The sequence below is a fragment of the Pseudomonas sp. CFBP 13727 genome (genome assembly GCF_014841915.1).
GTDB lineage: Bacteria > Pseudomonadota > Gammaproteobacteria > Pseudomonadales > Pseudomonadaceae > Aquipseudomonas > Aquipseudomonas baltica.
This window is the reverse complement of sequence record NZ_JACYUT010000003.1, coordinates 440249-466861: the sequence shown is the minus strand read 5'-3', so window position 1 is coordinate 466861 and position 26613 is coordinate 440249. Positions and strand designations below refer to the sequence as shown.

The window sequence follows — 26613 nt, the reverse complement described above, 5'->3', positions numbered from 1 at the left end:
CCTAAGGTAAATCGTCTGACTTACCATCGATACGTTAACTATCGTCCCGCTCGCGGAGGTACTCCGCCAGCAGCTTGTTCTCTTCTCCAGAAAGCGAGCGTCTTTCCAGAAGATCGGCACGTCGTTCGTAGGTCCGCCCAAGGGACTGCTGCAAACGCCAGCGCCGGATGTGTGCATGATTGCCGCTAAGCAATATGTCGGGAACACGCTGATCCGCATACACCTCCGGTCGGGTGTAGTGCGGGCAATCCAGCAGACCGTCGGTGAAGGAATCTTCCTCCGCAGAGTCCGCATGCCCCAAAGCTCCGGGCAGCAGCCGTGTAACCGCATCGATCAGGACCATGGCAGGCAATTCACCGCCCGACAGCACATAGTCGCCAACAGACCACTCTTCATCGACATGAGCTTCAATGAAACGCTCGTCGATGCCTTCGTACCGCCCGGCGATCAGAATCAAGGATTCGGAGGTCGCCAGTTGTTTCACCGCACCCTGTACCAGCGGCCGGCCCTGGGGCGAAAGGTAGATCACCTTCGCCGCTTCCCCTGCCGCAGCCTTGGCCTGAACCAGAGCGTCTTCCAGGGGCTTGATCTTCATCACCATTCCCGGACCACCGCCGAAGGGCCGGTCATCCACTGTGTGGTGACGGTCCGTGGTGTAGTCCCGCGGATTCCAGCAGGTCAATTGCAACAACCCCTGTTTCACCGCGCGGCTGGTAATGCCGTACTCGCTGATGGCCGAGAACATCTCGGGGAACAGGGTGATCACTTCCACGCGAAGGGTTGCCATCGCCTAGAAGTCCGCGTCCCAATCCACCCTCATCTCGCCAGCGGCCAGGTCGACCTTCAACACGCATTGCGCCGTATAGGGCAACAGGCGTTCACGATCATCCAGGCTGCCCGCGCAGGGCTTCACCACCATTACATCGTTGGCGCCGGTCTCCAACAGGTGATCGACGGTGCCGAGCAATTGCTCTTGCAGGTCGATGACTTTCAGGCCCTGAAGCTGATACCAGTAGTAGTCATCTTCGGCCAGGTCGGGCAAAAGGCTGCGCGAGATGCAAATCTCGTAACCGGACAGAAGACGTGCTTCGTCGCGATCGTCCAGGCCTTTCAACTTGGCAACCAGATCCTTTTGCGTGGATCGGCCGCTGACCAGCTCTACCTGCTTGGTCACGCCTTCGCGCCGGAGCGTCCAGGAGGTGTACTGCAGCAGGTTTTCAATCGGATCGGTAAAGGAAAAGACCTTCACCTCGCCGCGAACGCCGTGTACCGAGAAAATCTTGCCGACGACGATCAAGTCATCAGCGGAATCTGGCGTCGCGTTCATATTGCTCAGGCCGCGGCCTTGGCATTTTCCTTCAGCAACTGAGCAACGCGCTCAGAAGGCTGTGCACCAACGCTCAACCAGTGGTTGACGCGCTCTTGGTTCACGGACAGACGGATTTCCTGACCACGGGCAACAGGGTTGAAGAAACCCACGTGCTCTTTGTGGGAACCGTCACGCGGGTTGCGCGAGTCGGTTACGGTCAGTTGGTAAAACGGGCGCTTTTTGGAGCCGCCACGGGCAAGACGGATGGTTAGCATTGAACATCGTTCCTGTAGTCGGTGCTGCAAATCATAATGCACAGCGGGCACACGGGTGCCCGAAAGGCCGCATATTCTCAAGGAATACACGGACATTTGCAAATGCCTTTTTCCGATAGGTCGAGGCTTGCAGCGAGGATTTGCCTATGAGCCGTTGCAAGCAACGGAGTTTGGCCACATGGCCAGGGTATTCATCGGCACGAGGGATGTGCTTGTGGGAGCAGGCTCCCACAGGGTTCTCGTACCGACGCAATGGGTTACATCTTGGGCATGCCGCCACCGCCGCCGGGCAGCATGCCGCCCATACCGCGCATCATCTTGGCCATGCCGCCCTTGGTCGAGAACTTCTTCATCATCTTCTGCATCTGCTTGTGCTGCTTGATCAAGCGACCGATGTCCTGCACCTGGGTACCCGAGCCCATGGCGATGCGACGCTTGCGCGAGCCGCTGATCACCTCGGGGTCGCGACGCTCGGCCGGGGTCATGGAATTGATGATGGCTTCCATCTGCTTGAACTGCTTCTCGGCGACGTTCTGGGCGTTGCCCATCTGCGAGAGGTTCACACCGCCGATGCTCGGCAGCTTGTCCATCAGGCCACCGAGGCCGCCCATGGTCTTCATCTGTACGAGCTGGTCGCGGAAGTCTTCGAGGTCGAAGCCCTTGCCCTTCTTCAGCTTCTTGGCCAGCTTGTCGGCCTTGTCCTTGTCCAGCGACTGCTCGGCTTGCTCGATCAGGCTGAGCACGTCGCCCATGCCCAGGATGCGCGAGGCGATGCGGTCGGGGTGGAACGGCTCGAGCGCTTCGCTCTTCTCGCCCATGCCGATGAACTTGATCGGCTTGCCGGTGATGGCACGCACCGACAGTGCGGCACCGCCGCGAGCGTCGCCGTCGACCTTGGTCAGGATCACACCGGTGAGCGGCAGCGCATCACCGAAGGCCTTGGCCGTGTTGGCTGCGTCCTGGCCGGTCATGGCGTCGACCACAAACAGGGTTTCGGCAGGCTTGACCGCCGCGTGCAGCTGCTGGATCTCGCCCATCATCTCGGCGTCGATGTGCAGGCGCCCGGCGGTGTCGAGGATGACCACGTCAATGAACTTGAGCTTGGCCTCGCGGATCGCGGCGTTGGCGATGTCCACGGGCTTCTGGCTGATGTCCGACGGGAAGAAGGTCACGCCGATATCGTTGGCCAGGGTTTCCAGCTGCTTGATGGCTGCCGGGCGGTAGACGTCTGCCGACACCACCATCACCGTCTTCTTCTTGCGCTCCTTGAGGTAGCGCGCCAGCTTGCCGGCGGTGGTGGTCTTGCCCGCACCCTGCAGGCCGGCCATGAGGATGACCGCCGGCGGGGTCACCGCCAGGCTCAGTTCCTCGTTGGCCGCGCCCATCATCTCGACGAGCTCGGCCTGGACGATCTTCACGAACGCCTGGCCTGGGGTCAGGCTGCGCGAAACCTCGGTGCCGACCGCACGCTCCTTGACCTTGTTGACGAAGTCCTTCACCACCGGCAAGGCAACGTCGGCTTCGAGCAGCGCCATGCGCACTTCGCGCAGGGTGTCTTTGATGTTGTCCTCGGTCAGCTTGGCTTTGCCGGTAACGTGGCGAAGCGTCTGCGAGAGGCGGTCTGTAAGGTTTTCAAACATGTCGCGATCCTTTCTGGCTCTGGTTGAGCCGAGGTTGTGGCGGCAAGAGCAGGCCGGCGATTATAACCAAGAGTGGGTGCCACGGACACTGCGCGGTATGCAGTCTTTCGTCGGCGGGCATTTGATGCCAAACTCAGGCACTTTCCGGCTTGTGCTCCACAGGACCTATGCTCCCCTTGTCACCCAGTCTAATCCCCACCCTCGCCGCCGCCTGCCTGTATGCCGCTGCGACTGCCTATCAGGCAACCCGTATCGGCCAAGGCGGCAAGGCTGACAAGCGCGTGCTCTACCTGTTCGGCTTCCTGGCCGTGATTGCCCACGGCTGCGCGTTGTTCTCGCAGTTGCTCACCCCCCTGGGGCTGAGCCTGGACTTCTTCAGCGCGGCCAGCCTGATCGCCGTGGCGGTGATCGCCCTGACCCTGCTGGCCACCAGCCAGATACCCGTGGAAAACCTGCTGGTGCTGCTGTTTCCCCTGGGTCTGGCGACAATCCTGATCGCCCAGTTCGCGCCCGGCGGGACTGCACCGCTGATCCACGAAGAGCCAGGCATTCTCACGCACATCCTGCTGTCCATCCTGGCCTATGGCATGTTCACCATCGCCGTGTTCCAGTCGTTGCTGCTGTTGCTGCAGGACCACCAGCTCAAGCACAAGCATCCGGCAGGGCTGATCAAGAATTTCCCGCCGCTGCAGACCATGGAAAGCCTGCTGTTCGGTTTCATCTGGGCCGGCTGGGCACTGCTGTCGCTGTCACTGATTTCAGGCTGGGTGTTCGTCGAGAACCTGTTCGCGCAACACCTGGTGCACAAGACCCTGCTCGCCTGCCTGGCCTGGATCGTTTTCAGCGTGCTGCTGTGGGGACGCAATCGCCTGGGCTGGCGCGGGCACAAGGCCATTCGCTGGACCCTGGCCGGCTTCTGCCTGCTGATGCTGGCCTATTTCGGCAGCAAGCTGGTTCGCGAATACATTCTGCACATCTGACAGGTCACCCATGGACACTCTGCCCCTAGGGCCGATGCTCGGCGCGCTGGCGCTGGCAATTCTCCTCGCCGCGCTGCTTTGCGCAGTGGAAGCCGCGCTGCACACGCTGGCCGCACAGCGCCCTACCGGGCGCAATGGCGATCGACCGGCGCTGCAGGCGCCGCTGCCCAGCCTGGTGCTGCTCAATACCCTGGCCCGTGCCATGGCGGTGACCCTGGGGGTAACGCTTGGCATCTATCTGCGCGGCGCCCATGGCGCCTGGCTCGGTGGCCTGGGCACCACGCTCGCCCTGCTGGTGCTGGCCGACTACCTGCCACGCCGCCTTGCCCAGCGCTACCCGCGGCCGTTCATCGGCATGGCCAATGCGTTGCTGGCGCCGCCACTCAAGCTGGTCTGGCCGCTGGCATGGCTACTGGACGGCGCCGCGCGGCTGCTGGTCGTGCCCTTCGCCCGCAAGGAACCCGGCAAAGGCGCCCAGCAGGAGCCTGCCATACCGCGCAGTGTGCTGGACGAACTGGCCGCCGAAGCGCGCAGCAACAAACCGCACCTGGCCAACAGCATCCATGCGCTGGACAAGATCACCGTCAACGACATCCTGGTGCCGCGCAACGAAATCGACGGCATCAACCTGGAAGATTCGCTGGACGAGATCATCGACCAGCTGATGATCAGCCGCCATACCCGCCTGCCGGTCTTCCACAACGACATCAACCATGTCGAACGGGTGCTCAATACCCGCCAGATCAGCCACCTGCTGCCTCACCGCGAACTCACCATCGAGGCCTTGCTGGCCGCCTGCTATGAGGCTTACTTCGTGCCGGAAAGCACGCCCCTGCAGATGCAGCTGCTGAATTTCCACAAGCAGCAACGCCGATTGGGCATCGTCGTCGACGAATACGGCGAGGTACAGGGCATCGTCACCCTGGAAGACATTCTGGAAGAGATCGTCGGCGAGTTCGAAGATGACGATGCGCTGGCCAATCCGCATATCCATCCGCAGCTGGATGGCCGCTTCGTGGTCGAAGGCCAGGCTTCCATTCGCGACATCAACAAGAGCCTGGGCTGGCACCTGCCCAGCGATGGCCCCAAGACCTTGAACGGCCTGGTCACCGAGGCGCTGGAAAGCATTCCAGCCAGCGCGGTGTGCCTGAAGATCGGCCGCTATCGCATGGAAATTCTCGAGACCGAGGAAAACCGCGCGTCACGGGTGCTTATATGGCACGCGAGCAGCCTGCCAGCGGCGTGACGGCGGTGTCGCACCCTCGCAAAACCGGCGCCGCCGCTCGGCAGGCACCGGTCGACTCAGACCTTACAGTTCGACCCTGACCGCTTGCGAGGCGCGCGTGGCCTTGGCCCGGGCTGCCTCGATCGATTCGTCGCGGGCCAGGGCCACGCCCATGCGCCGTTGCCCACTGACCTCGGGCTTGCCGAACAGACGCAGCGCCGTATCCGGTTCGGCCAGTGCCGCGCCGAGGTTGTCGAAGGCGGTCTGGCGAGAGTTGCCTTCGACCAGGATCACCGCCGAGGCGGATGGCCCGAACTGCCGGACCAGCGGGATCGGCAACCCGAGAATGGCGCGTGCGTGCAAGGCGAACTGGGACAGATCCTGGGAAATCAGGGTGACCAGGCCGGTATCGTGCGGACGCGGCGAGACCTCGCTGAACCACACCTGATCACCCTTGATGAACAGTTCGACGCCGAACAGGCCGCGCCCACCCAGGGCTTCAGTCACTGCACGCGCCACCCGCTCCGACTCGGCCAGGGCCACCGGGCTCATCGCCTGGGGCTGCCAGGACTCTTGATAGTCGCCCTTCTCCTGCCGGTGGCCAACCGGTGCGCAGAACGTCGTCCCGCCAACGTGGCGGACGGTCAGCAAGGTGATCTCGTAGTCGAAGTCGATGAAACCTTCGATGATCACACGGCCCTTGCCGGCGCGCCCGCCCTCCTGGGCATAGTCCCACGCTTCCTGCACATCGGCCGCCGAGCGCAGCAGGCTCTGGCCCTTGCCCGAAGAGCTCATGACCGGCTTGACCACGCACGGGAAACCCAGGTCCTGCACGGCCCGCGCGTAGTCTTCGAAGGTGTCGGCAAAATGGTACGGCGAGGTCGGCAGGTCCAGCTCTTCGGCGGCCAGGCGGCGAATGCCCTCGCGGTTCATGGTCAGTTGGGCTGCGCGCGCAGTCGGCACCACGGTGAAGCCTTCGGACTCCAGCTCCACCAGCGTGGCGGTGGCGATGGCCTCGATCTCAGGCACGATATAGTGCGGTTTTTCCGCTTCGATGACCGACCGCAAGGCGGCGCCATCGAGCATGTTGATGACATGGCTGCGATGGGCCACTTGCATGGCCGGCGCATCGGCGTAACGGTCTACGGCGATGACTTCGACGCCCAGGCGTTGCAGCTCGATCACCACTTCCTTGCCCAGCTCGCCGCAGCCGCACAGCAGTACGCGGGTCGCGGTCGGCGACAGGGGGGTTCCGATACGGGTCATTTCAGGTCCTCAGGGAATCGTCTGGATCGAGGGGCAGCACGCAGGCCGACCCGACAGGGGCGGGCATTTTAACTCAACGCGGCTTTGCGTGCGCCAGTCTCGCCGCCCACAGGCAAGGGCCGGATCAGCCGCCCGCAAATACCAGGCCCTGGGCCACGGCTCGCTCATGGGCGAGGCGCAGCACGGCGCGGCGCTGGTCGTCGCTCATGCGCCCCCACTGGGTAATTTCCGCGGCGGTGCGCTGGCAGCCCGTGCACACATCCTGCTCATCCAGGGCGCAGACACTGATGCACGGAGACTTGACCGGCTTGGGCAGAGAATTCACGAGTCCTGCTCGATCAGTTCGCGAGCATAGCGCTGGGCATTGTGCACATAGTGCGCGGCGCTGGCTTCGAGCATGCGCTTCTGGGCTTCGCTCAGCTCGCGCACGACCTTGCCCGGCGAGCCCATGACCAGCGATCCATCGGGAATTTCCTTACCCTCGGCAATCAGCGAGTTGGCGCCGATGATGCAGTGCTTGCCGATCCTGGCGCCGTTGAGAATGACGGCGTTGATCCCGATCAGGCTGAAGTCGTCCACAGTGCAGCCATGCAGCATGGCATTGTGGCCAATGGTCACGCCGCGACCGATGGTCAGCGGCACGCCGGCATCGGTATGCATCACGGTGCCGTCCTGCACGTTGCTGTGCTCGCCGATGTCGATCAGCTCGTTGTCGCCGCGCAGCACGGCGCCGAACCACACGCTGGCCCCGGCCTGCAGGCGCACCTTGCCGATGAGGGTGGCATTGGGTGCGACCCAACTGTCGGGATGGGTTTCGACGCGCGAGTCGCCCAGACGGTATTTCATGTGATCTCCTCGACGCGGCAATGGTCGGCACGGCGCCCCGCCGCACTACGTTCAGATGACGGTCAGATGGCGGTGTAATGCTCGGGAGGCCGATGCAGGCTGATCCGGGCGTCATACATCAGGTTGACGAGTTCGACGATCATGATCGCCGACAATCCCCATATCTTGTACTCGCCGAAGCGATAGCTGGGCACGTACCAGCTGCGGCCCTGGTAATCGATGCGGTGGGTGTGCTCGCGCGGGTCCTGCCGAAAGAACTCCAGCGGCACGGAAAACACCGCGGCGATTTCGGCATCGTTGGGTCGGTATTCGACATAGTCAGGAATGATGCCCACGAATGGCGTGACCTTGAGCCCGTGCTTGGACACCAGCGGGCTGAGCGGACCGATGATTTCCACCAGCCCGGGCGGCAGGCCGATTTCCTCTTCGGCTTCGCGCAGGGCGGTGAATACCAGGTCAGGGTCTTGCGGGTCGCGGCGTCCGCCGGGGAAAGCCACTTCGCCACCATGGGTCGAGAGCCCCGAGGCGCGCAGTGTCAGTACCAGCTCGGGCTCGTCGCTGCGGGTGATAGGCAGCAACACGGCCGCTTCGGGAAAACGGCTGTCGGTTTCCAGTGTGCGTGGCGTATGGTTGCTCACTCGGCGAAGTAGCTCGTCCAGCATGGCGTTTCTCGATCCGTGGCCTGCTGGCATGATGCACCAAAAGCCGCTGGCAGCCCAAGCTCGATTTGCCGTGCCGCAGGCTTGCGGCACCTCGGCACTACGGCCAAGATAGCGGCAGCCATCAAGGATCTGAGCATGAATTTCTGCAGCCATTGCGGCAACCCGGTAACCCTGCGCATCCCTACCGGCGATACTCGCCCCCGATTCGTCTGCGGGCATTGCCACCTCGTCCATTACCAGAATCCCAAAGTGGTCGCGGGCTGCATCGCCGTGTGGCAGGACCAGGTCTTGCTGTGCCGCCGGGCCATCGAGCCGCGCCGTGGTTTCTGGACCCTGCCGGCAGGCTTCATGGAAAACGGCGAAACGCTGCAACAGGCTGCCAGCCGGGAAACCGTCGAAGAAGCCTGCGCACAGGTGACCAACCTTGCGTTGTACACCGTGTTCGATCTGCCGCACATCAGCCAGGTGCAGGTGTTCTACCGAGCCGAAATGTCCGAGCCTTCGTTTGCCGTGGGCGAGGAAAGCCTGGAAGTGGGCTTGTTCGCGCAAAATCAGATCCCTTGGGCGGAGCTGGCTTTCCCCACCGTCGGCCGTACCTTAGAATACTTTTTCGCCGACCGGCTGGAGCACAGCTACCCGGTTCGCAACGAGTGCCTGGGGCCGCTGCTCGCGCGCTGGCCACAGGCCTGACCCATCGCACCGGCGCCAGCGGCGCGTTTCCATTGCAGGAATATCCCATAGATGCGTTGCCTGACCGCCCTGTTCTGCCTGTGCTTCGCCGTGAGCGCCCAGGCTGCCTTCACCGTTACCGTTGAACGCAAGCCGGTCGACCAGATCGCCCCTGCGGTGCAATCGAGCAAGCGCCTGGGCGTGGACCCGATCGACAAGGTGCTGGTGCTCAAGACCAGTCGCCAGTTGCAGTTGATCAGCGGTGGCGAGCCGCTCAAGAGTTACCGCATCTCGCTGGGCAAGCAACCCCAGGGCGCGAAGGCGCGCGAGGGCGACAAGCGCACGCCCGAGGGCTTCTACTGGCTCGACTGGCGCAAGGTCAGCGATCGCTTCAACCTGGCGATGCACGTTTCCTATCCCAACATCAGCGACTCGGCCCGCGCCCGCCGCGAGGGCGTTCCACCGGGCAGCATGATCATGATCCACGGCACGCCGATCGACGAGGAGTACCCGGAATGGTACTTCGCCACCCTGGACTGGACCGATGGCTGTATCGCCATGAAGAACGACGACATGCGGGAGGTGTGGAGCCTGGTCAAGGACGGCACAATGATCGAGATCCGGCCGTGAGCACGGCGTTCTCTTTACCGACCCAGCCTTGACCTTCCTTCAGCTGTCATAGGAACCATCCTACAACTGGTTCCTTTTTCGAATCCGCCCTTTCCTACTGTCTGTCAGATTCTTCCTACCAACAACCCCTCTCCCCTGCCCGTTCCCTGGGAAGTCCCCCCTCTTAAAGTGGCCGCCTATTGATTGGTCGACGATTGGGGCTGGGCTGCAATGACGATTTTCCGCAAGGACCGGCTGTTATCCGCACTGCTTTTCGCACCCGCCATGGCGCTGGCCGAAACCGGCGCGCAACCGCTAAATGACCAGATCCTGCGTCAGTTCGATAACCAGCGCCACGAGCGCGCCGCTGCCGAACAGGCGCAACGGCTGAAAACCCTTCGTGAAGACGCGGCGGAGCCAGCCAGCCGCGCACCGCAGCGGGTCGAGCAAGGTGATGGCGAGTGCTGGCCGGTGTCCGCGGTGCGCGTGCAGGACAACCAGCTGCTGGACACCGCTGCGCTGCAAGGTGTCCTGCAGCCATGGGTGGCGCCATGCAGCGGCGTCGATGACATCAACCAGATGCTGCTGGCCTTGACCGGTGCCTACGTGAAGGCCGGCTATATCGCCGCCAGGCCCTATATCGTTCGCATGCCCGCAGCAGATGGCGAGCTGGTCATCGCCATGCTCGAAGGCTTCATCGAATCCATTGAAATCGCCGACGGCAGTGACGACCTGGCGCTGGGCAGCGCTTTCCCTGGGATGATCGGTCGCCCGCTCAAGCTCACCGATGTGGAAAGTGGCCTGGACCAGCTCAACCGGCTGCGCTCCGTCGACCTGATCCTGGACATCGCTCCCGGCGAGCAGGTGGGGGGTACGCGAATCGTTCTGCGCCCACAGGGCACGCACAAATCCTGGACTCTGGGCACCGGCCTGAACAACCGTGGCAGCGATGCATCGGGGCGCCACCAGGCACAGCTGAGCCTGAGCCTGGACAACCCGTTTCGTCTCAATGATTCGCTGGCTGCCAGCTATGCCCACAGCCTGGACGGTGGATCGGGCCGCAGTCGCCAAGGCGGGATGTTCTACGAAATACCCTACGGGCGCTGGACCCTGAACGCTTCGGCGAGTCGTTTCGAGTCCCGCGCCCCGCTGCCCAACCGCCATGAGGTGGCGCAGAGCCTGGACAGCTATGGCCTGAAGCTGGATCGCAGCCTGTGGCGCAACCAGACGACCCTGCTCAATGGTCACCTGCGCCTGGACCAGACCCGTACCGACCTGCTGTTCGACGGCACTACCGTACGCAACGGTCGCACCACGCTGAGCGTCGCCAGCGTCGGGCTCAACCTGACTCACCTGGGTGATTCGGTGTGGAGTGGCGCCCTCGGCTACTCCCGCGGGCAGGGTTGGCTGGGGGGCGATCGCACACCCCTGCGGCATGATGCGCCGCAACCGCACTTCGAAAAATACCGAGGTACCGTCACTCGCCGATCGCTGTTCGATCTGCTCGATCGACGTTGGGCGTGGAGCAGCGAACTGGACATGCAGTACAGCCCAGACCCGCTACCGAGCCTGGAGCAGATGCGCCTGGCCGGCAGCGCCAGCGTGCGCGGCTATCGTCTGGACAGCCAGCCGGTCTCCAAGGGGGCCACGTTGCGCAACACCCTGAGCACTTCGCAGCTACTCGCCCCAGGCCTGTATCTGACCCCACATGCGGGGCTGGACTCGGGCTGGGGCCGGCACACGTACAACCAGGTCGAGACCCAGCACGCCATCGGCTTGAGCGCCGGGGCCACCCTGAGCTGGGCAGACGGCCAGATCACTCTGGATTATCAGCGCGGCCTGCATCGGCGTGCCAGCGCTTCGCCGGAACCAGGTTTCTGGACCTTCGGGCTTTCGCAAGTCTTCTGAAAAACAGGTAGATATCCCCATGACCAAACCATCACGTTGTGTTCAGCGCGACGCCTTGCGCCTGGCAATCGCCGGTGTCGTACTGGCGCCTTACATGGCCAGCGCCGACGTCATCCAGCCGGCCTTCGAGCCGGGTGCCAAACCGATCGTCATGACCAATGCCGGTGCCGCCCCGATCGTCGACATCGTGGCGCCAAATGCCGCCGGTCTTTCGCACAACCGTTACGAGCAATACAACGTCGGTGTCCCCGGCGTGGTGCTGAACAACAGCCTTGAGGCCGGCCGTGCGCACGTCGCCGGCGAATTCTTGAATGTGCGGGCCAACGGCCAGTTCAAGGGCCAGGCGGCAAGCACCATTCTCAACGAAGTGATCGGCCGACGCCGCTCCGACATCAACGGTGAACAAGTGATCTTCGGCCAAGCGGCCGACTATGTACTGAGCAACCCCAACGGGATTTCGCTCAATGGCGCACGAATCAACCTGCAAATGGACAAACAGGCGACCTTTCTGGTTGGCCGGCCGCAGATCGAGAACGGCAGGATCACCGGGCTCAATACCGACGGTGGTATCGACCCACGCACCGCGCTGAAGGTAGACACCCGCGGGGTGACCGTGAACGGCGGTTCGCTGGCCTTGATCTCCCCCACGATCGACCAGCGCGGGCCGATCAGCGCAGCGCAGAAGCTCGACATTCTGTTGGGCACACACAAGGTCGATGCCAGCGATCTGAAGGTCAGCCACGTCCAGCAGAACGCGTTCAGTACCGACGCGCGCCTGATGGGCGCCATGCACGCCAATCGCATCAATATTCTGAGCACCCGCGAAGGTGCCGGCATCAACATGGGCATCAGTCGGACCGCAGCGCGTGAAGGCATCGAGATCGCTTCGCAGGGCGCACTGAACATGATCAGCACCGCCAAGCGCGATGGCTTGGCCACGCAGGGTGTACTCGACGCCGGCACTGGCGATGTGCGGCTGAGCTCGGCAGCGAACCTGAACATCAAGTCGGTGGCGATCAGTGGCGCGTCGATCAGCGCCGACGCCGGTGCCGATCTGAACCTGGATACGTTGACCCGCACCGTCGAATCCAGCCGCAGGAGCGGTGTGGAGAACGACTGGTACATCCTGCCGGCAGGGGCGACCACTACCACCGTCGAGCTGACGCATACCGAGCATCTGGCGAATGCGCTGAACGCCACGCAGTCCGTGACCCTGACTGCGGGCAACGATGCCAGGCTCGCCGCCACCCACGTTAACAGCCTCGGCGACGTAGGCATTGGCGCGGGCAATACGCTGGAGCTGACCGCCAATGTCGACCGCAGGCTTGACCGCGTCACCGTCAGCAACCGACGCCAGGGCGCTCAACGCCTGGACAGCACGGCCACCCAGACCACTCAGAGCGCAGCCTCGACGCTGATCGACGGCCAATCGATCAGCCTCACGGGACGGGCAATAACAGTCATGGGCAGCGACTTGAAAAGTCGCAGCGACCTCAACCTCGCAGCAACCGAAGCGGTGGAGATCGGTACCGTCGTTCTGCATGGCTCGGTTGCGCAGGACAGTCGCGAGGGCCACGTGATCGTCCGCCGTTCGGCGACCGAACTGCACGACCGCGAGCAGACCCTGGACCACCGCGGCAGCCGGCTTGCCGCAGGCAATGGCAAGCTCGCCGCCCAGGCCGATCGCGTGGACCTGATAGCCGCGCAGCTGGAGGCCCGGGACATTGACCTGCGAAGCCTTGCGCAAGACCTCAGGGTACAAGGTGCCCAAGCCCACCAGCGTATCGAGAATGCGCGCCAGGACACCGCGCTGTTCAGCGCGTCCGACCGCCGCTACGACCGCAGGCAAAGTACCTATCAAGGCAGCTCCCTCAGCGCCAGTGGCGCCCTGCTTCTGGACGGCAAGCGCGACACCCTGATCGTGGGATCGAGCCTTGCCACCGCTGGCGATCTGACGGTCAAGGCCGAGCGCAACCTGATGGTCGCTGCCGGCCAGCAGAGCAGCGAATCCACCCTCAAGGGCAAGGACTGGAAACTGACCGTTTTCGGCGAACAGACCACGCCAGGCTCCGGCCAGCCAGGCGACGCACAGGGATCTGCCGGGCAGTGGGACGCCGGTGCCGGGATGCGCCAACAGTGGACGCTGGACACCGCCCGGCTGAACACGCATCAAGCCAGCCAGCTCAAGGGCGGTAACGTCGCACTCGAGGCCGGGCAGGGCCTGGCCATCGTCGGCTCGTCGGTACAAGCCGAACAGAACGTGCTGCTCGATGCCGATGACATGCGCATTCTGGCCACCGAGGCGCAACGCAGTTTCCGCAACCAGGAAACCGGAAGAACGGTGGGTTACGAGATCACTGCGGGCGTTGACCGTTTCGGTACCGGCGCCGCTTTCGCCTTGCAGACCGACACCGACGGCCGCAGCGAGAACGTAAACACGCGCAGCTCGATCAAGGCCGGCAACGACGTACGCCTGACCGCGAAGGCACTGACCACCCAGGCCGCGCAGGTGGAAGCAGGCCAGTTGTTGAAGGTGCGCGCCGACCGTGTCCACAATCAGGCCGTTACCGACAGCACCAAGACCGCCCTGGACTACAACAAGATCAAGCTCAGTGCGGGCAGCTCGCTGGACTACGGCGCCATTACCCGTCAGGTACAGAAGCTGTGGAGCGGGGTCGACCAGACCAGCCTGTATGCCAGTGGCCTGGAGGATGGCCTGCTGCCGTGGAGCGTGGGCATCAATCTCAAGGGTGACTACCTGGACCGCAATACCCAGTCGCTGACGCACATTGCCCGGGTGTCGCAGTTCAAGGGGGGTGAGCTCGATATCGCTGTGACCGGCAAGCTGCACGATATCGGTACCCAGTACGAAAGCACGATCGGCGCCATCGCGCTGAGCGCGGACAGGCATGTCATGGACGCTGCCAGAAACAGCGTGCGTAGCGCAATCGACGCGTTGGGGGTGGACGCCATTGCCAGGCTGGAAACCTCGACCGGCGCCGACTGGGCCATGGGCGCCGCAGCCCGCGGTCACAGCAGCGCACAATACAAGACGGTGGATACGGCAGTAGTCGGCAGTCTGCTCGGCAACAACGGCATCCGTATCCAGCTGGGCACCGATGGCCTGTATGAAGGCACGGTCATGAGCAGTGTGCAGGGGCCAATCCAGATCCACAGCGGCGGTAACCTGCAGTTCCTGCAAGCCGGCAACAGTATCGTCAAGCATGACGATGGCACGCGCGGGCGGGGCGCAGCGCAGCTCAATGGGGTGGTCGCACCAGCCCCTGTGGTTCAGGGTGGCGCCATCGGCGGCAGCGGGCAATACACCGTACTCGACAGTACCCAGACCTTCGCCGTCGGCGCCAGGCTGGACACCCCCGGCGCCGTTACATTGAGCGCGCAAGGCAACGTGATGCTGCAGGGCACTGCCATCGGCTCGCAACAGACGCCGGTGGGCAGCCTGTCGATCGACGCTGGCCAGAGTGTCGTGGCACTGGCCGGCATCGACACTGCCAGGGCCCAAGGCAATGTCTATGGCGGCAGCGGTTCGCTCAAGGTCAGCGCCAGGCCATCGACAGGCGGCTTGCCGGTGGCAGGCAGCGCAGGCTTCGAATTCGGTCAGACTGCGGAGGATTCGGCACTGCGTCGCGGCGCACAGTGGCATGTGCTCAACGACATGGCGGTCACGGCAGGCAGTGACCATGCGGCAGCGATACTGCTCGAAGGCCTGCACGCCACGGCCGACCGGATCAAGCTGGACGCACGCAAGGGGGGTATCGCCGTGATCGCCGCGCGGTCGACCAGCGATCGCGACAACAAGCTGATTTCCGCCACCTTCAGCCTGGGTGGCCATTCAGGCGGCGCGAAGCAGTCCTACGCACTCGATGAGTTCAACGTTCAGTTCAAGCTCGACTACGACAAGCTCAAGAGCGACACCTATGCCAACGCCAGGCTCACCGCGGGCACAGTGGAATACAACAGCCCGGGCGAGCTGTTGCTGGGCGGCGCGCAAGTGCATGCCGGCACAATAAGCGGTTCGGTGGGCAGCCTGCGGGCAGTCAGCGTCAGGGACAACGTTGACGCGACCAAGGTCAATGCCGAGGCCGAAGTCGGCAAGGGTGGCGATCCGTGGGGCGCGATCGGCAGCCTGGCAAAGCTGGCAGGCGAGTGGGGGAGCAAGGGCAAGCAGCGCCTGGACCAGTTGAATGCCGCCTACTCCACCGATATCTCGGCCAAGCTGGGCTTCGACATGCGTCGCGAACTGCGCGATACCGTGGCCCAGAGTACCGTACTCAATGGCCGCGACACCCTGGGCCTGGAGGTCTTGGGGACAACCCAGTTGGTCGGCGCACAATTGCAGACCAGCGGCACTGCGCTGCATCCGGACCCGAACTCGATGCAGACCAGTGACCTGACTGCGCGCGACCGACTGGTAACGGTCTCCCTGCTGGCGCTGACGCCGTCACTGGGTGCGATCAAGGACCTGTACAGCCATCTGCAGAAGGACAAGCCCGAAGAGGTGATGATCGATACCGGGCTGTTCCGCGCCGGCGGGCACAACCGCACTCAGTATCTGACAGGGGGCGTGGAAAAACTCGCGCTCTGAGCATGACTCTCCGCCGGCCCGACATCCGTTTGGGCCGCATCCTACGATGGGCCGCGCGCGCTGCCGCTATCGCGTCCGCCCCACCCTTCCTAAGGTAGCTCTCGTGCATCGGCCCCCAGGTCGATGCACAGCCAATCCTGGACCTAAGGAAAGACCTCGATGCCTCATACCATGGAACAATTGCGCCACCTGACCCTGCGCTCGCTGCCGCTGGCCATCGCCAGCGCGCTGCTGGTGCCCTGCTCCCCTGCCTGGGCCGATGGCCTGACCGCGTTTGCGGGTGGCGAAACGGCGCCAATCATCAACGGCCAGTACAAAGTACCGGTCATCGACATCGTTGCGCCCAATGCCAACGGCCTTTCGCACAACGTCTACAGCGAATACAACGTCGGCACCCAGGGCCTGGTGCTCAACAACAGCCTGGTGGCTGGAAAGAGTGAAATGGCCGGCGAGCTGAAGGCCAATCCACAACTGGGCGGCACGGCCGCCAGCACCATCCTCAACGAGGTGGTCGGCCACAACCGTTCCAACATCAACGGCCCGCAAGTGGTTTTCGGCGCCGCGGCAGACTATGTCCTGGCCAACCCGAATGGCATCACGCTCAACGGCGCAAGCCTGGTCAACGCGCCACGAGCCACCTTCGTGGTCGGCGCGGCCACTGTCCAGGACGGTCGGCTGACAACGTTCGATACGCAGGCCACCGACCAGTTGCTGCGTGTCGACAGCGGCGGTGTCAGCAACCCGGCCGGCAGCCTGGCGCTGATAGCACCCAGTATCGTCAGCAGCGGGCCAATGGCCGCAGGCGCCGATATCGACCTGGTGCTGGGCAGCAATGTCGTCGACTACGCCAGCAATGGTGTGATCGGCAGCACGCGCACGACCAAACTCATCGATGCCAACCTGCTCGGCGCGATGGCCACGGACAAGCGCATCCGCATCGTCAGCAGTGAGGAAGGCGCGGGTATCAAGATGCCAGGCGCTCGACTCACGGCCGGTCAAGGCATCCGTATCGAATCGGCCGGCGACCTCACGCTGCATGCACCTGCGCGCGCCGGCAAGCCACAGACCCCCACCGAACTGCACGGCGGAGCGGGCGAGATCCACCTGGCAGCCGGCCGTCAGCTCAATCTGGGCGCGGCACGCCTGGCCAGCGAAGCCGATGTGCGCCTGCTCGCCGACGGTGTGCGCAGCCAGGGTGCGGAGATCAACAGCGGCGGCCTGTTGAAGGTCAACGCGGCATCCATGGTCAATACCGGCTCAAGTCGCCTGCAGGGCGGCACGGTATCGCTGGATGTCAGCGGCAAACTGGCTGATACCGGTACCGAGTACGCCAGCACCCTGGGCAAGATCGCCATCCATGCCGACAGCCATGAGATGAAGGCGGCCATGCACAAGGTCCAGGCGGGCGCGGCAACCACCAGCACAGCCAAGGCCGGCAGCCTGAGCGCGGCCGAAGGCATCGACATCCGCCTGACCGGCAGTGGTCGCTACGAAGGCACCCGCATCGGCACCTCGCAAGGCGCGGTGCAGATCGACGCCGGTGCCAACCTGGCGTTCAACCCCGCCCACGCCACCCTCGACCGCATGGGCAAGGACGGCGCTTACCAGCAACGCACGGCGAGCAAGGCGCGGATCGATGCGCCAGGCGACGTGATCCTGCGCGCCAGCGGCGATGTGCAGCTCAACGGTGTGGACATAGGCACGCCGGACAAGCCCGCTGGCAGTCTGAAGGTGACGGCGGGAGGCACCCTCACCAGCCTCGCGGCCGTGGACAAGACAACCCTCAAGGGTGGTGGTGAATCCAGGAGTGCCGAAGGTCTGCATACCTTCGGTCAACGAGACGAAAGCACGCAACATCAGCACGGCAATCAGTGGCAGGTAAAGGGCGACATGGCGCTGCAGGCCGGCGCTCGCAAGGCACGCGCCCTGCACCTGCAGGGTGTCCAGGCCGACGCAGCCAGCATGAAGCTGGCGGCCACCGCAGGCGGTGTCTATCTGGAAAGCGCCAGCGACCAGCGTCAATCGGACCGCAAGCAACTGAGCGCCGATGCCAGTGATCCGCTCAAGCCGGCTCTTGGCCTCAGCTACCGCAACGAGCAGCAGCAGACACAGCACAATGCGCAGCTACGAGCTGCGACGCTCAGGCTCGATAGCCAGATGGATGCACGTCTGGACGGCGCACGTCTGCAGGCCGACAACCTGAGCGGCAACGTCAAGGGCAAGCTGGCGATCACTCATCGCGCCGACAGCACGCAAATCCTCGGTGTCGAGGGGCGTGTCGTGCTGGCCGAAGGTACGGCTCCAGGCACAATGCTCAATGAAGTGGCAGCGCTGGGCGGCAAGTGGAATTCGCCGGTCAAGGAAGCTCTGGCGCAGCAGCCAAACGCTGGCAAAGGCGAAGTCGAACAGGCCAATTTCGAGTTCACCCGCACCGACAAAACGGGCGTGAGCGAACAATCCGGAATGTTCAGCAGCGAGCCCATGAGCCTCAAAGTTGCACGAGGCACGACTCACGCAATGGCAGCAGGCGCCCATGAACTGCAGACCAGCCACAAGCTAGCCACGGGCAACACAGGCCTGGAGGCGGTCAAGCGGTTGTATGAGCAGGTACGCATCCGCTGAGGGGAACGTGGCGACTCACAGATCGTGCAGTCGCCACACTTCGAAGGCAGGGGTTTCATACGGGTGGGCCAGGCGCAATGCCTGGACCACCGGTTCAATGAGTGAATCGGCCACTACCAGCTCGACCTTCCACTCTTCGACCTTTTCCAGTGTATCGGCCTGACCCAGAAATGGCTGGCTGCCATCACATGGCCGAAACTGACCGTGCCCCAACACCTGCCATGCGCAGTTGTCGTAAGCACCGATGCGACCGCCACCGGCGGCGAATACAGCGCTCTTGACGGCTTCGACATGGCTGTCGGGAACGAAGAAGGCCAGTTTGAACATCTGCTGGTTCACCGACCTGTCAGTTCACCCACACGCGGGCATTGCGGAACATGCGCATCCAGGCGCCGTCCTCGTTCCACTCCTCAGGCTTCCAGGAGTTCTGCACAGCGCGGAATACCCGCTCCGGGTGCGGCATCATGATGGTCACGCGGCCGTCGCGGCTGGTCAATCCGGTGATCCCGCGCGGCGAGCCGTTCGGGTTGGCTGGGTACTGCTCGGTGACCTTGCCGTGGTTGTCGACGAAGCGCAGCGCCACGCAGCCCGACACATCGGCTTGCACCAAGGCGTCCGCGGTGGCGAATTCGGCATGACCTTCACCGTGGGCGATGGCGATCGGCATGCGCGAACCGGCCATGCCCTGGAGGAAGATCGAGTTGGACTCCTGCACCTGGACCATGGCAACCCGTGCCTCGAACTGCTCGGACCGGTTGCGCACGAAGTGCGGCCAGAACTCGCTGCCTGGAATCAACTCGTGCAGATTGGACATCATCTGGCAGCCGTTGCACACGCCGAGGGTGAAGCTGTCGCTGCGCTCGAAGTACTGCTGGAACGCATCACGGGCACGGGCATTGAACAGTGCCGACTTGGCCCAGCCTTCACCGGCACCCAGGACGTCGCCGTAGGAGAAGCCACCGCAGGCAACCAGACCCTTGAACTCGTTCAGGTCGACACGTCCGGCGAGAATATCGCTCATGTGCACGTCGATGGCGTTGAAGCCTGCACGGTCGAAGGCCGCAGCCATTTCGACCTGACCATTGACGCCCTGTTCGCGCAGCACGGCGACCTGTGGACGGACGTTCTTCTTGATGTACGGGGCGGCGATGTCTTCGTCGACATCGTAGCTGAGGTTGAAGCTCAGCCCTGGATTGTCTTCTTCGAGCAGCGCATCGAATTCCTGATCGGCACCGGCAGCGTTGTCGCGCAGGCGCTGGATCTGGTAGCTGGTCTCGGCCCACTGACGTTGCAGCAGGCGGCGCTCGCCGCTGAACAGCAGGTCGTCGTGGTAGCGAATGTTCACCGCGCCGTTGTTGATCGGCTGGCCGACCACCGCCACGCAGTCGTTGCCCAGGCCCGCGGCGCTGAACTGCGCCAGAATCATCGGCGTGGCGTCCTGACGCACCTGGATGACTGCACCCAGTTCTTCGTTGAACAGCACTGCCGCAATTTCCTCGCGGCTGTGCGCCACGGTGGCCAGTTGCAGGTTGAGACCGCAGTGACCGGCGAAGGCCATTTCCACCGTGCTGGCCAGCAGGCCACCGTCGGAACGGTCATGGTAGGCCAGCAAGTGGCCGTCGGCATTGAGCCCCTGGATCACGGCGAAGAACGCCTTGAGGTCTTCGGCATCGTCGACGTCCGGCGCGCGGCTGGCCAACTTGCCGTGTGCCTGGGCCAGGATCGAGGCGCCCATGCGGTTCTGGCCACGCCCCAGGTCGATGAGGATCAGGTCGGTTTCACCCTTGTCCATGCGCAGTTGCGGAGTCAGGGTCTTGCGAATGTCGACCACGGGCGCGAAGCCGGTGATGATCAGCGACATCGGCGAGGTCACGCTCTTGTCGGTGCCCTCTTCGCTCCATTGGGTCTTCATGGACATGGAGTCCTTGCCGACCGGAATGGTGATGCCCAGCTCGGGGCACAGCTGCATGCCGACCGCTTGCACGGCATCGTACAGACGCGCGTCCTCGCCCGGATGGCCAGCAGCGGACATCCAGTTGGCGGACAGCTTGATGTCGGAGATTTTCGCGATGCTGGACGCGGCGATGTTGGTCAGGGTTTCACCGACCGCCATGCGTGCCGAAGCCGGGGCGTCGAGCAGCGCCAGCGGCGTGCGTTCGCCCATGGCCATGGCCTCGCCGCTGTAGACGTCGAAGCTGGTGGCGGTGACGGCGACATCGGCCACCGGTACCTGCCACGGGCCGACCATCTGGTCGCGTGCCACCAGGCCGGTGATGGTGCGGTCGCCAATGGTGATCAGAAAGCTCTTGCTGGCCACCGCAGGGTGATGCAGGACGCGTTCGATGCAGTCGGCCAGGTCCAGCTGGGCCGGATCGAAGTCATCGCCCAGCTCCTGCTCGCGCACGGCACTGCGGTGCATGCGCGGCGCCTTGCCCAGCAGCACTTCGAGCGGCATGTCGACCGGGTTGTTGCCGAAGTGGCTGTCGGTGACGGTCAATTGCGGCTCGGCAGTGGCCTCGCCGACGACGGCGAACGGGCAGCGCTCGCGCTCGCAGATGGCCTGGAAACGCTCGAAGTCGGCGGCGTCCACGGCCAGCACGTAGCGTTCCTGGGATTCGTTGCTCCAGATTTCCAGCGGGGCCATGCCCGGCTCGTCGTTGGGTACGTTGCGCAGCTCGAAGCGGCCGCCACGGCCACCGTCGTTGACCAGTTCGGGGAATGCGTTGGACAGGCCGCCCGCACCTACGTCGTGGATGAAGCTGATGGGATTCCTGTCGCCCAGCTGCCAGCAACGGTCGATGACTTCCTGGCAGCGACGCTCCATCTCCGGGTTTTCGCGCTGTACCGAAGCGAAGTCCAGGTCCGCCGAGCTGGTGCCGGTGGCCATGGAGGAAGCAGCGCCGCCGCCCAGGCCGATGAGCATGGCAGGACCACCGAGCACGATCAGTTTGGAACCGACGGTGATCTCGCCTTTCTGCACGTGTTCGGCGCGGATGTTGCCCATCCCGCCGGCGAGCATGATCGGCTTGTGGTAGCCGCGCACTTCTTCACCGTGGGGGGTGTCGATGCGCTGCTCGAACGTGCGGAAATAGCCGGTCAGGGCCGGGCGACCGAATTCATTGTTGAACGCCGCGCCGCCCAGCGGGCCGTCGATCATGATGTCCAGCGCGGTGACGATGCGCTCGGGCTTGCCGTAGGGTTTTTCCCACGGCTGTTCGAAACCGGGAATGTTCAGGTTGGACACGGTGAAACCGGTCAGGCCAGCCTTGGGCTTGGCGCCGCGGCCGGTCGCGCCTTCATCGCGGATCTCGCCGCCGGAGCCGGTGGAGGCGCCCGGAAAGGGCGCGATCGCCGTCGGGTGGTTATGGGTTTCCACCTTCATCAGGATGTGCACCGGCTCCTGCACCGCGCCGTACTGGCGGGTTTCAGGGTTCGGGAAGAAACGCCCGGCGACGCTGCCGACGATGACCGAAGCGTTGTCCTTGTAGGCTGACAGCACGCCTTCGCTGTGCATCTGATAGGTGTTCTTGATCATGCCGAACAGGCTTTTTTCCTGGCTCTGACCGTCGATGTCCCAACTGGCGTTGAATATCTTGTGGCGGCAGTGCTCGGAGTTGGCCTGGGCGAACATCATCAGCTCGATGTCGTGCGGATTGCGCGCCAGCCCCTGGAAGCTGCTGACCAGGTAGTCGATTTCGTCTTCGGCCAGGGCCAGGCCCAGCTCGACGTTGGCCCGTTCCAGCGCGGCACGACCGCCACCCAGGATATCCACGGCGGTGAGTGGCTTGGGTTCGGCGTGACGGAACAAGCCGGCGGCGTCTTCCAGACGGGCCAGCACCACCTGGGTCATGCGATCGTGCAGGACGGCACCGATCAGCTCGGCTTCGGCTTCGCTGAAATCACCAGACACATAAAAGGCAATGCCGCGCTCCAGACGCTGAATCTGGGTCAGGCCGCAGTTGTGCGCGATATCGCTGGCCTTGCTCGACCACGGCGAAATCGTACCGAAGCGCGGCAGCACCAGGAACAGCCGCCCGGTGGGCTCCTGAACGGGAACGCTGGGACCGTACTTGAGCAGACGGGCAAGGACTTGCCGGTCGTCGCTGGCCAGCTCGCCTTCGACTTCGGCGAAGTGGGCGAATTCAGCATACAGGCCAGTAACAGCGGGGACCTTCTGGCTCAGTTGCTCGAGTAATTTACCGTGGCGAAAGGCAGAAAGGGCAGGAGCGCCGCGCAGGATCAACATCGTCGGGACAGCCTCGAAAGGGGGTGTGCTTGGAGGCCGTGCATTCTAGCCTAAACCATTCACCTAGGCACCCGACGGATGGAAAAACAGCGCGATCGTTCGTCAGATCCCTTGCCGGGGGCCGGCAAGAGGTTGCGCTGCGCTCTACCAGACTCCTTCGCCTGCTGTCGAGATATGGCTCGAGCGACCGTTTGCGTATACTGCACCCATGCTCACCCAGACCGTCTTACGCTCGCGCTGCGCCAAATGGCTCTTCGCAACCGGACTTCTCCTGCTGCTCAGTGGCTGCGTTGATAAACCCAGCACACTCGAACGGATCAAGGAGGACGGCGTGCTGCGCGTCATAACCCGCAACAGCCCGGCCACCTATTTCCAGGATCGCAATGGCGAAACCGGCTTCGAGTACGAGCTGGTCAAGCGTTTCGCCGATGACCTGGGCGTGAAACTCCAGATCGAAACCGCCGACAACCTCGACGACATCTTCGCCGGCCTGAGCCAGCCCCAGGGCCCGGTGCTAGCGGCTGCGGGGCTGGTCACCAGCGAGGCGCGGGAACAACAGGCGCGCTTCTCGCACCCCTATCTGGAGGTCACGCCGCAGGTCATCTATCGCAACGGCCAGAACCGCCCCACCGATGCCGCCGAGCTGGTGGGCAAGAAGATCATGGTGCTCAAGGGCAGCAGCCACGCCGAGCAACTGGCCAAATTGAAGCTGCAGTACCCGGCGCTCGAGTACGAAGAGTCCGACGCGGTGGAGGTGGTGGATCTGCTGCGCATGGTCGACGAGGGGCAGATCGACCTGACTCTGGTCGATTCCAACGAAGTGGCCATGAACCAGGTGTACTTCCCCAACGTGCGGGTCGCCTTCGACCTGGGCGATGGCCGCGACCAGCGCTGGGCCGTTGCCGGGGGCGAAGACAACAGCCTGCTGAACGAGGTCAACGGCTTCATCGACAAGGTCAAGGGCAACGGCACCCTGCAGCGCCTCAAGGACCGCTACTACGGCCATGTCGATGTGCTCGGCTACGTCGGCGCCTACACCTTCGCCCAGCACCTGCAGCAGCGCCTGCCCAAGTTCGAGAAAACCTTCCAGGCCTCGGCCAAGCAGGAGAAGGTCGACTGGCGGCTGCTGGCCGCCATCGGTTATCAAGAGTCCATGTGGCAGGCCAGCGTGACCTCCAAGACCGGGGTGCGGGGCCTGATGATGCTGACCCAGAACACTGCCCAGGCCATGGGGGTGAGTAACCGCCTGGACCCCAAGCAGAGCATCAATGGCGGCGCCAAGTACTTCGCCTATGTCAAGGATCAGCTCGACGCCGGCATTCAGGAACCCGACCGGACCTGGTTCGCCCTGGCGGCCTACAACGTGGGCAGTGGCCACCTCGACGACGCGCGCAAGCTGGCAGAAGGTGAAGGGCTGAACCCGAACAAGTGGCTGGATGTGAAGAAGATGCTGCCGCGCCTGGCGCAGAAGAAGTGGTACAGCAAGACCCGCTACGGCTATGCCCGCGGCGGCGAGCCAGTGCACTTCGTGGCCAACATCCGCCGCTACTACGACATCCTCACCTGGGTGACCCAGCCACAGCTCGAAGGCAGCCAGGTCGCCGATGGCAATCTGCACGTGCCTGGTGTGGACCAAACTAAGCCCTCACAGCAGACGCCGCCGCTCTAAGAGCACCCGAGTGATCCTGTGGGAGCGGGCTCTGCCCGCGAAAAGGCCCTCGGCAACACTCCCTCCTTCAATCTCAGCCCTTCGCCCGACGCGCCCTGAAAAATTCGCTCAATATCGCCCCGCACTCTTCAGCCAACACGCCACCCTCCACCACCAACCGATGGTTCAGGAAGCCTTGGCTGAAAAACTGCCCCTGACTCTGCACCACGCCCGCCTTGGGTTCGAGCGCGCCGAACACCACCCGGGCGATGCGCGCATGGACGATCAGCCCGGCGCACATGCTGCAAGGCTCCAGGGTGACGTACAGGGTGCTGCCCGGCAGGCGATAGTTGTGCACGGACTGCGCGGCGTTGCGGATGGCCACCATCTCGGCATGGGCACTGGGGTCGCTGCCACTGATGGGGCAGTTGAAGCCGCGGCCGACGATCTCGCCGTCCTGCACCACGACTGCGCCCACAGGCACTTCGCCCAGCGCCGCACCCTGAGCGGCCAGCTCTAGCGCCTGGGCCATGAAAAACCGATCGCGGCTGCGATCAATGATCTTGGGTTGTTTCAACGTTCAGGAAACCTCTATTGCCGCCATGAGTCCGGTTTCCATGTGATCGATCACATGGCAATGGAACATCCAGATACCAGGATTATCCGCCACCAGCGCCACCTGGGCACGCTCGTTCTTTCCCAGCAAGAACGTATCGGTGAAATAAGGAATGATCTTGCGCCTGTTGGAGGCAATCACCTTGAAACTCATGCCGTGCAGGTGGATAGGATGCTGGTACTGAGTCATGTTCTTCAACTCCAGCACGTAGCTCTTGCCCAACTGCAGCTTGGCAATGGGGCGGTCGGCGCAGGTCTTGTCGGTGATGTCCCAGGCGATGCCGTTGATCTGCCACAGGCTGGGCGGCTTGCCCTCGGTCGTATCCGACACCTCGCCGACCCATTCGAAGTTGAAATTGAGCTTCTCGGCATTGGCCAGGTCCGGCTCGGCGATCGGATTGGGCGGTAACGCCGGCGGCCAATCGGTCGGCGCCGCCTCGGTTGGCACCGAGCGCAGCGTGCCCAGGCGAACCGAACCGTCACGTACGGCGATCTCTTCACCGGCAGGTGGCATCTTGACTGCAAGGCAAACCCGCATGCCGGGGCCCATCCAGTAATCCTTGCCGAACGCGCGCGGTTCGATGGGGTTGCCGTCCAGTGCATACAGGCGCATATCGGCATTGCCACGGAAGTTCAGGCGATAGGTGGCTGTGTTGTCCAGGTTGAGAATGCGCACCCTGACGACTTGACCCGCCGGCAGATCGACCGTCGCCCGATGTACCCCGTTGATCGTCGACAGCCGGCCCAGGGTGCCGTTGCGCGCCGCTTCGCGGGGGATGCTGAACGGCAGGAACGCGCCCTCCTCGTCCACGTGCCAGTTCTTCAGGTTGAGCACCGCTTCGTGCGCGAAGCCGGTGGGGTCGCGCTCCTCGACGATCAACGGCCCGACCAGGCCGCGGCCCAGTTCCTCGCTGCTGGCCACGTGCGGGTGATACCAGTAGCTGCCGGCGTCCGGCACACGAAACCGGTAGTCGAAATATTCACCGGGCTTGACCGGCAACTGCGACACGTAGGGCACGCCGTCCATGTCCAGCGGCAGGCGAATGCCATGCCAGTGGATGGTGGTTTCCACCGGCAGCTGGTTGATGAAGCGCACCCGCAGCCATTCGCCCTGGCGCACCCGCAACTCACGCCCGGGTGCCGAGCCACCGAACGCCCAGGCCGGGGTCTGATGACCTGCCACCAACTCGACATCCAGCGGCGCGGCAATCAGCTGATAGTCCACGCCGGCCTGGTCCACAGGCGTACCCAACCAATAACGGGCAGCGCCCCCGGCACCCACGCCGACCGCGACAACGCCCGCCAGGCCACCGAGGAATCGTCGACGAGTGAAAGACATGGCTATGGGCACCTGCGTGATGAACGTGAAAGGCCGACACCATACACCTGCAATTGAGAAAGATTAAGACTTGCGCCGCCGCGCGGTTGGGTGTCGGACAGATCGAATGCACCGCCGACGCGGCTTGCGCCGCTGCTACAGGGGCACG

General features: G+C 63.7%; 20 protein-coding genes. 8 read left to right on the top strand and 12 right to left on the bottom strand.

The features are described from left to right. Positions 1-34 precede the first annotated feature (34 nt). From trmD to ffh, 4 genes are all read right to left on the bottom strand, one after another. Positions 35-787 carry a tRNA (guanosine(37)-N1)-methyltransferase TrmD gene (gene trmD, locus IFT76_RS12850; RefSeq protein ID WP_122475091.1) on the bottom strand — a complete coding sequence of 251 codons (753 nt, stop codon included), beginning with the start codon at positions 785-787 and terminating at the stop codon, positions 35-37. 3 nt (positions 788-790) lie between these two features. After that, on the bottom strand, positions 791-1327 hold the full coding sequence (rimM, locus tag IFT76_RS12845) for a ribosome maturation factor RimM (RefSeq protein ID WP_122475093.1): 537 nt from the start codon (positions 1325-1327) through the stop codon (positions 791-793). A 5-nt stretch (positions 1328-1332) separates the two neighbouring features. Continuing rightward, entirely contained in the window at positions 1333-1584 is a 252-nt protein-coding gene (gene rpsP, locus IFT76_RS12840; protein ID WP_043193034.1) for a 30S ribosomal protein S16, read from the bottom strand. A gap of 257 nt (positions 1585-1841) precedes the next feature. Continuing rightward, positions 1842-3224 (bottom strand): signal recognition particle protein, encoded by a 1383-nt coding sequence (gene ffh, locus IFT76_RS12835; RefSeq protein WP_122475095.1) that lies wholly within the window; start codon positions 3222-3224, stop codon positions 1842-1844. Between the two features lie 167 nt (positions 3225-3391). Between ffh and IFT76_RS12830 the strand changes: the two genes are divergently transcribed. Both IFT76_RS12830 and IFT76_RS12825 read left to right on the top strand, forming a co-directional pair. Further along, positions 3392-4204, top strand: coding sequence for a cytochrome C assembly family protein (locus IFT76_RS12830; protein WP_122475097.1), 813 nt, complete (start codon positions 3392-3394; stop codon positions 4202-4204). Between the two features lie 10 nt (positions 4205-4214). Beyond that, positions 4215-5450: a transporter associated domain-containing protein gene (locus IFT76_RS12825; RefSeq protein WP_122475098.1), complete on the top strand. Its 1236-nt coding sequence runs from the start codon at positions 4215-4217 to the stop codon at positions 5448-5450. A 63-nt stretch (positions 5451-5513) separates the two neighbouring features. Here IFT76_RS12825 and purT read toward each other — a convergent pair whose 3' ends face one another. The 4 genes from purT to IFT76_RS12805 form a co-directional block, all read right to left on the bottom strand. Further along, entirely contained in the window at positions 5514-6695 is a 1182-nt protein-coding gene (gene purT / locus IFT76_RS12820) for a formate-dependent phosphoribosylglycinamide formyltransferase (protein WP_192058663.1), read from the bottom strand. A 124-nt stretch (positions 6696-6819) separates the two neighbouring features. Then, positions 6820-7020 (bottom strand): DUF1289 domain-containing protein, encoded by a 201-nt coding sequence (locus IFT76_RS12815; protein WP_192058661.1) that lies wholly within the window; start codon positions 7018-7020, stop codon positions 6820-6822. Continuing rightward, positions 7017-7541 (bottom strand): gamma carbonic anhydrase family protein, encoded by a 525-nt coding sequence (locus IFT76_RS12810; RefSeq protein WP_122475104.1) that lies wholly within the window; start codon positions 7539-7541, stop codon positions 7017-7019. Before IFT76_RS12810 ends, IFT76_RS12815 begins: the two co-directional genes overlap by 4 nt. Before the next feature lie 62 nt (positions 7542-7603). After that, positions 7604-8203: a CoA pyrophosphatase gene (locus tag IFT76_RS12805; protein WP_192058659.1), complete on the bottom strand. Its 600-nt coding sequence runs from the start codon at positions 8201-8203 to the stop codon at positions 7604-7606. A 135-nt stretch (positions 8204-8338) separates the two neighbouring features. Here IFT76_RS12805 and IFT76_RS12800 point away from each other — a divergent pair, with 135 nt between their 5' ends. The 5 genes from IFT76_RS12800 (at position 8339) to IFT76_RS12780 (ending at position 18617) form a co-directional block, all read left to right on the top strand. Next, positions 8339-8893, top strand: a complete 555-nt coding sequence (locus IFT76_RS12800) for an NUDIX hydrolase (protein ID WP_185795054.1) — start codon at positions 8339-8341, stop codon at positions 8891-8893. 51 nt (positions 8894-8944) lie between these two features. Beyond that, positions 8945-9502, top strand: a complete 558-nt coding sequence (locus tag IFT76_RS12795) for a L,D-transpeptidase family protein (RefSeq protein WP_122475109.1) — start codon at positions 8945-8947, stop codon at positions 9500-9502. A 210-nt stretch (positions 9503-9712) separates the two neighbouring features. Further along, a complete protein-coding gene (locus tag IFT76_RS12790; protein ID WP_192058657.1) occupies positions 9713-11389 on the top strand; it encodes a ShlB/FhaC/HecB family hemolysin secretion/activation protein in 1677 nt (558 codons plus the stop codon). A gap of 19 nt (positions 11390-11408) precedes the next feature. Further along, a complete protein-coding gene (locus tag IFT76_RS12785) occupies positions 11409-15995 on the top strand; it encodes a hemagglutinin repeat-containing protein (protein ID WP_192058655.1) in 4587 nt (1528 codons plus the stop codon). A gap of 159 nt (positions 15996-16154) precedes the next feature. After that, entirely contained in the window at positions 16155-18617 is a 2463-nt protein-coding gene (locus tag IFT76_RS12780) for a two-partner secretion domain-containing protein (protein WP_192058653.1), read from the top strand. Positions 18618-18632: 15 nt separating this feature from the next. Here IFT76_RS12780 and IFT76_RS12775 read toward each other — a convergent pair whose 3' ends face one another. Both IFT76_RS12775 and purL read right to left on the bottom strand, forming a co-directional pair. After that, a complete protein-coding gene (locus IFT76_RS12775; RefSeq protein WP_122475694.1) occupies positions 18633-18944 on the bottom strand; it encodes a Nif3-like dinuclear metal center hexameric protein in 312 nt (103 codons plus the stop codon). A gap of 19 nt (positions 18945-18963) precedes the next feature. Then, the gene (purL, locus tag IFT76_RS12770) at positions 18964-22863 is read right to left on the bottom strand and encodes a phosphoribosylformylglycinamidine synthase (RefSeq protein ID WP_192058651.1); all 3900 of its coding nucleotides are present in this window, start codon (positions 22861-22863) and stop codon (positions 18964-18966) included. A 208-nt stretch (positions 22864-23071) separates the two neighbouring features. Here purL and mltF point away from each other — a divergent pair, with 208 nt between their 5' ends. Continuing rightward, positions 23072-24532 (top strand): membrane-bound lytic murein transglycosylase MltF, encoded by a 1461-nt coding sequence (gene mltF, locus IFT76_RS12765; RefSeq protein ID WP_192058649.1) that lies wholly within the window; start codon positions 23072-23074, stop codon positions 24530-24532. 73 nt (positions 24533-24605) lie between these two features. Here the strand turns inward: mltF and tadA are convergent, their stop codons facing one another. Beyond that, entirely contained in the window at positions 24606-25088 is a 483-nt protein-coding gene (tadA, locus tag IFT76_RS12760; RefSeq protein WP_206757920.1) for a tRNA adenosine(34) deaminase TadA, read from the bottom strand. Between the two features lie 3 nt (positions 25089-25091). Then, complete coding sequence (locus IFT76_RS12755) at positions 25092-26465, bottom strand: multicopper oxidase family protein (RefSeq protein ID WP_192058648.1); 1374 nt, start codon at positions 26463-26465, stop codon at positions 25092-25094. Positions 26466-26613: the final 148 nt, after the last annotated feature.

Coding starts and splice junctions, on each gene's coding strand:
- trmD (WP_122475091.1), bottom strand. CDS start 787: ATGGCAACCCTTCGCGTGGAAGTGATCACCCTGTTCCCCGAGATGTTC.
- rimM (WP_122475093.1), bottom strand. CDS start 1,327: ATGAACGCGACGCCAGATTCCGCTGATGACTTGATCGTCGTCGGCAAG.
- rpsP (WP_043193034.1), bottom strand. CDS start 1,584: ATGCTAACCATCCGTCTTGCCCGTGGCGGCTCCAAAAAGCGCCCGTTT.
- ffh (WP_122475095.1), bottom strand. CDS start 3,224: ATGTTTGAAAACCTTACAGACCGCCTCTCGCAGACGCTTCGCCACGTT.
- IFT76_RS12830 (WP_122475097.1), top strand. CDS start 3,392: ATGCTCCCCTTGTCACCCAGTCTAATCCCCACCCTCGCCGCCGCCTGC.
- IFT76_RS12825 (WP_122475098.1), top strand. CDS start 4,215: ATGGACACTCTGCCCCTAGGGCCGATGCTCGGCGCGCTGGCGCTGGCA.
- purT (WP_192058663.1), bottom strand. CDS start 6,695: ATGACCCGTATCGGAACCCCCCTGTCGCCGACCGCGACCCGCGTACTG.
- IFT76_RS12810 (WP_122475104.1), bottom strand. CDS start 7,541: ATGAAATACCGTCTGGGCGACTCGCGCGTCGAAACCCATCCCGACAGT.
- IFT76_RS12805 (WP_192058659.1), bottom strand. CDS start 8,203: ATGCTGGACGAGCTACTTCGCCGAGTGAGCAACCATACGCCACGCACA.
- IFT76_RS12800 (WP_185795054.1), top strand. CDS start 8,339: ATGAATTTCTGCAGCCATTGCGGCAACCCGGTAACCCTGCGCATCCCT.
- IFT76_RS12795 (WP_122475109.1), top strand. CDS start 8,945: ATGCGTTGCCTGACCGCCCTGTTCTGCCTGTGCTTCGCCGTGAGCGCC.
- IFT76_RS12790 (WP_192058657.1), top strand. CDS start 9,713: ATGACGATTTTCCGCAAGGACCGGCTGTTATCCGCACTGCTTTTCGCA.
- IFT76_RS12785 (WP_192058655.1), top strand. CDS start 11,409: ATGACCAAACCATCACGTTGTGTTCAGCGCGACGCCTTGCGCCTGGCA.
- IFT76_RS12780 (WP_192058653.1), top strand. CDS start 16,155: ATGCCTCATACCATGGAACAATTGCGCCACCTGACCCTGCGCTCGCTG.
- IFT76_RS12775 (WP_122475694.1), bottom strand. CDS start 18,944: ATGTTCAAACTGGCCTTCTTCGTTCCCGACAGCCATGTCGAAGCCGTC.
- purL (WP_192058651.1), bottom strand. CDS start 22,863: ATGTTGATCCTGCGCGGCGCTCCTGCCCTTTCTGCCTTTCGCCACGGT.
- mltF (WP_192058649.1), top strand. CDS start 23,072: ATGCTCACCCAGACCGTCTTACGCTCGCGCTGCGCCAAATGGCTCTTC.
- IFT76_RS12755 (WP_192058648.1), bottom strand. CDS start 26,465: ATGTCTTTCACTCGTCGACGATTCCTCGGTGGCCTGGCGGGCGTTGTC.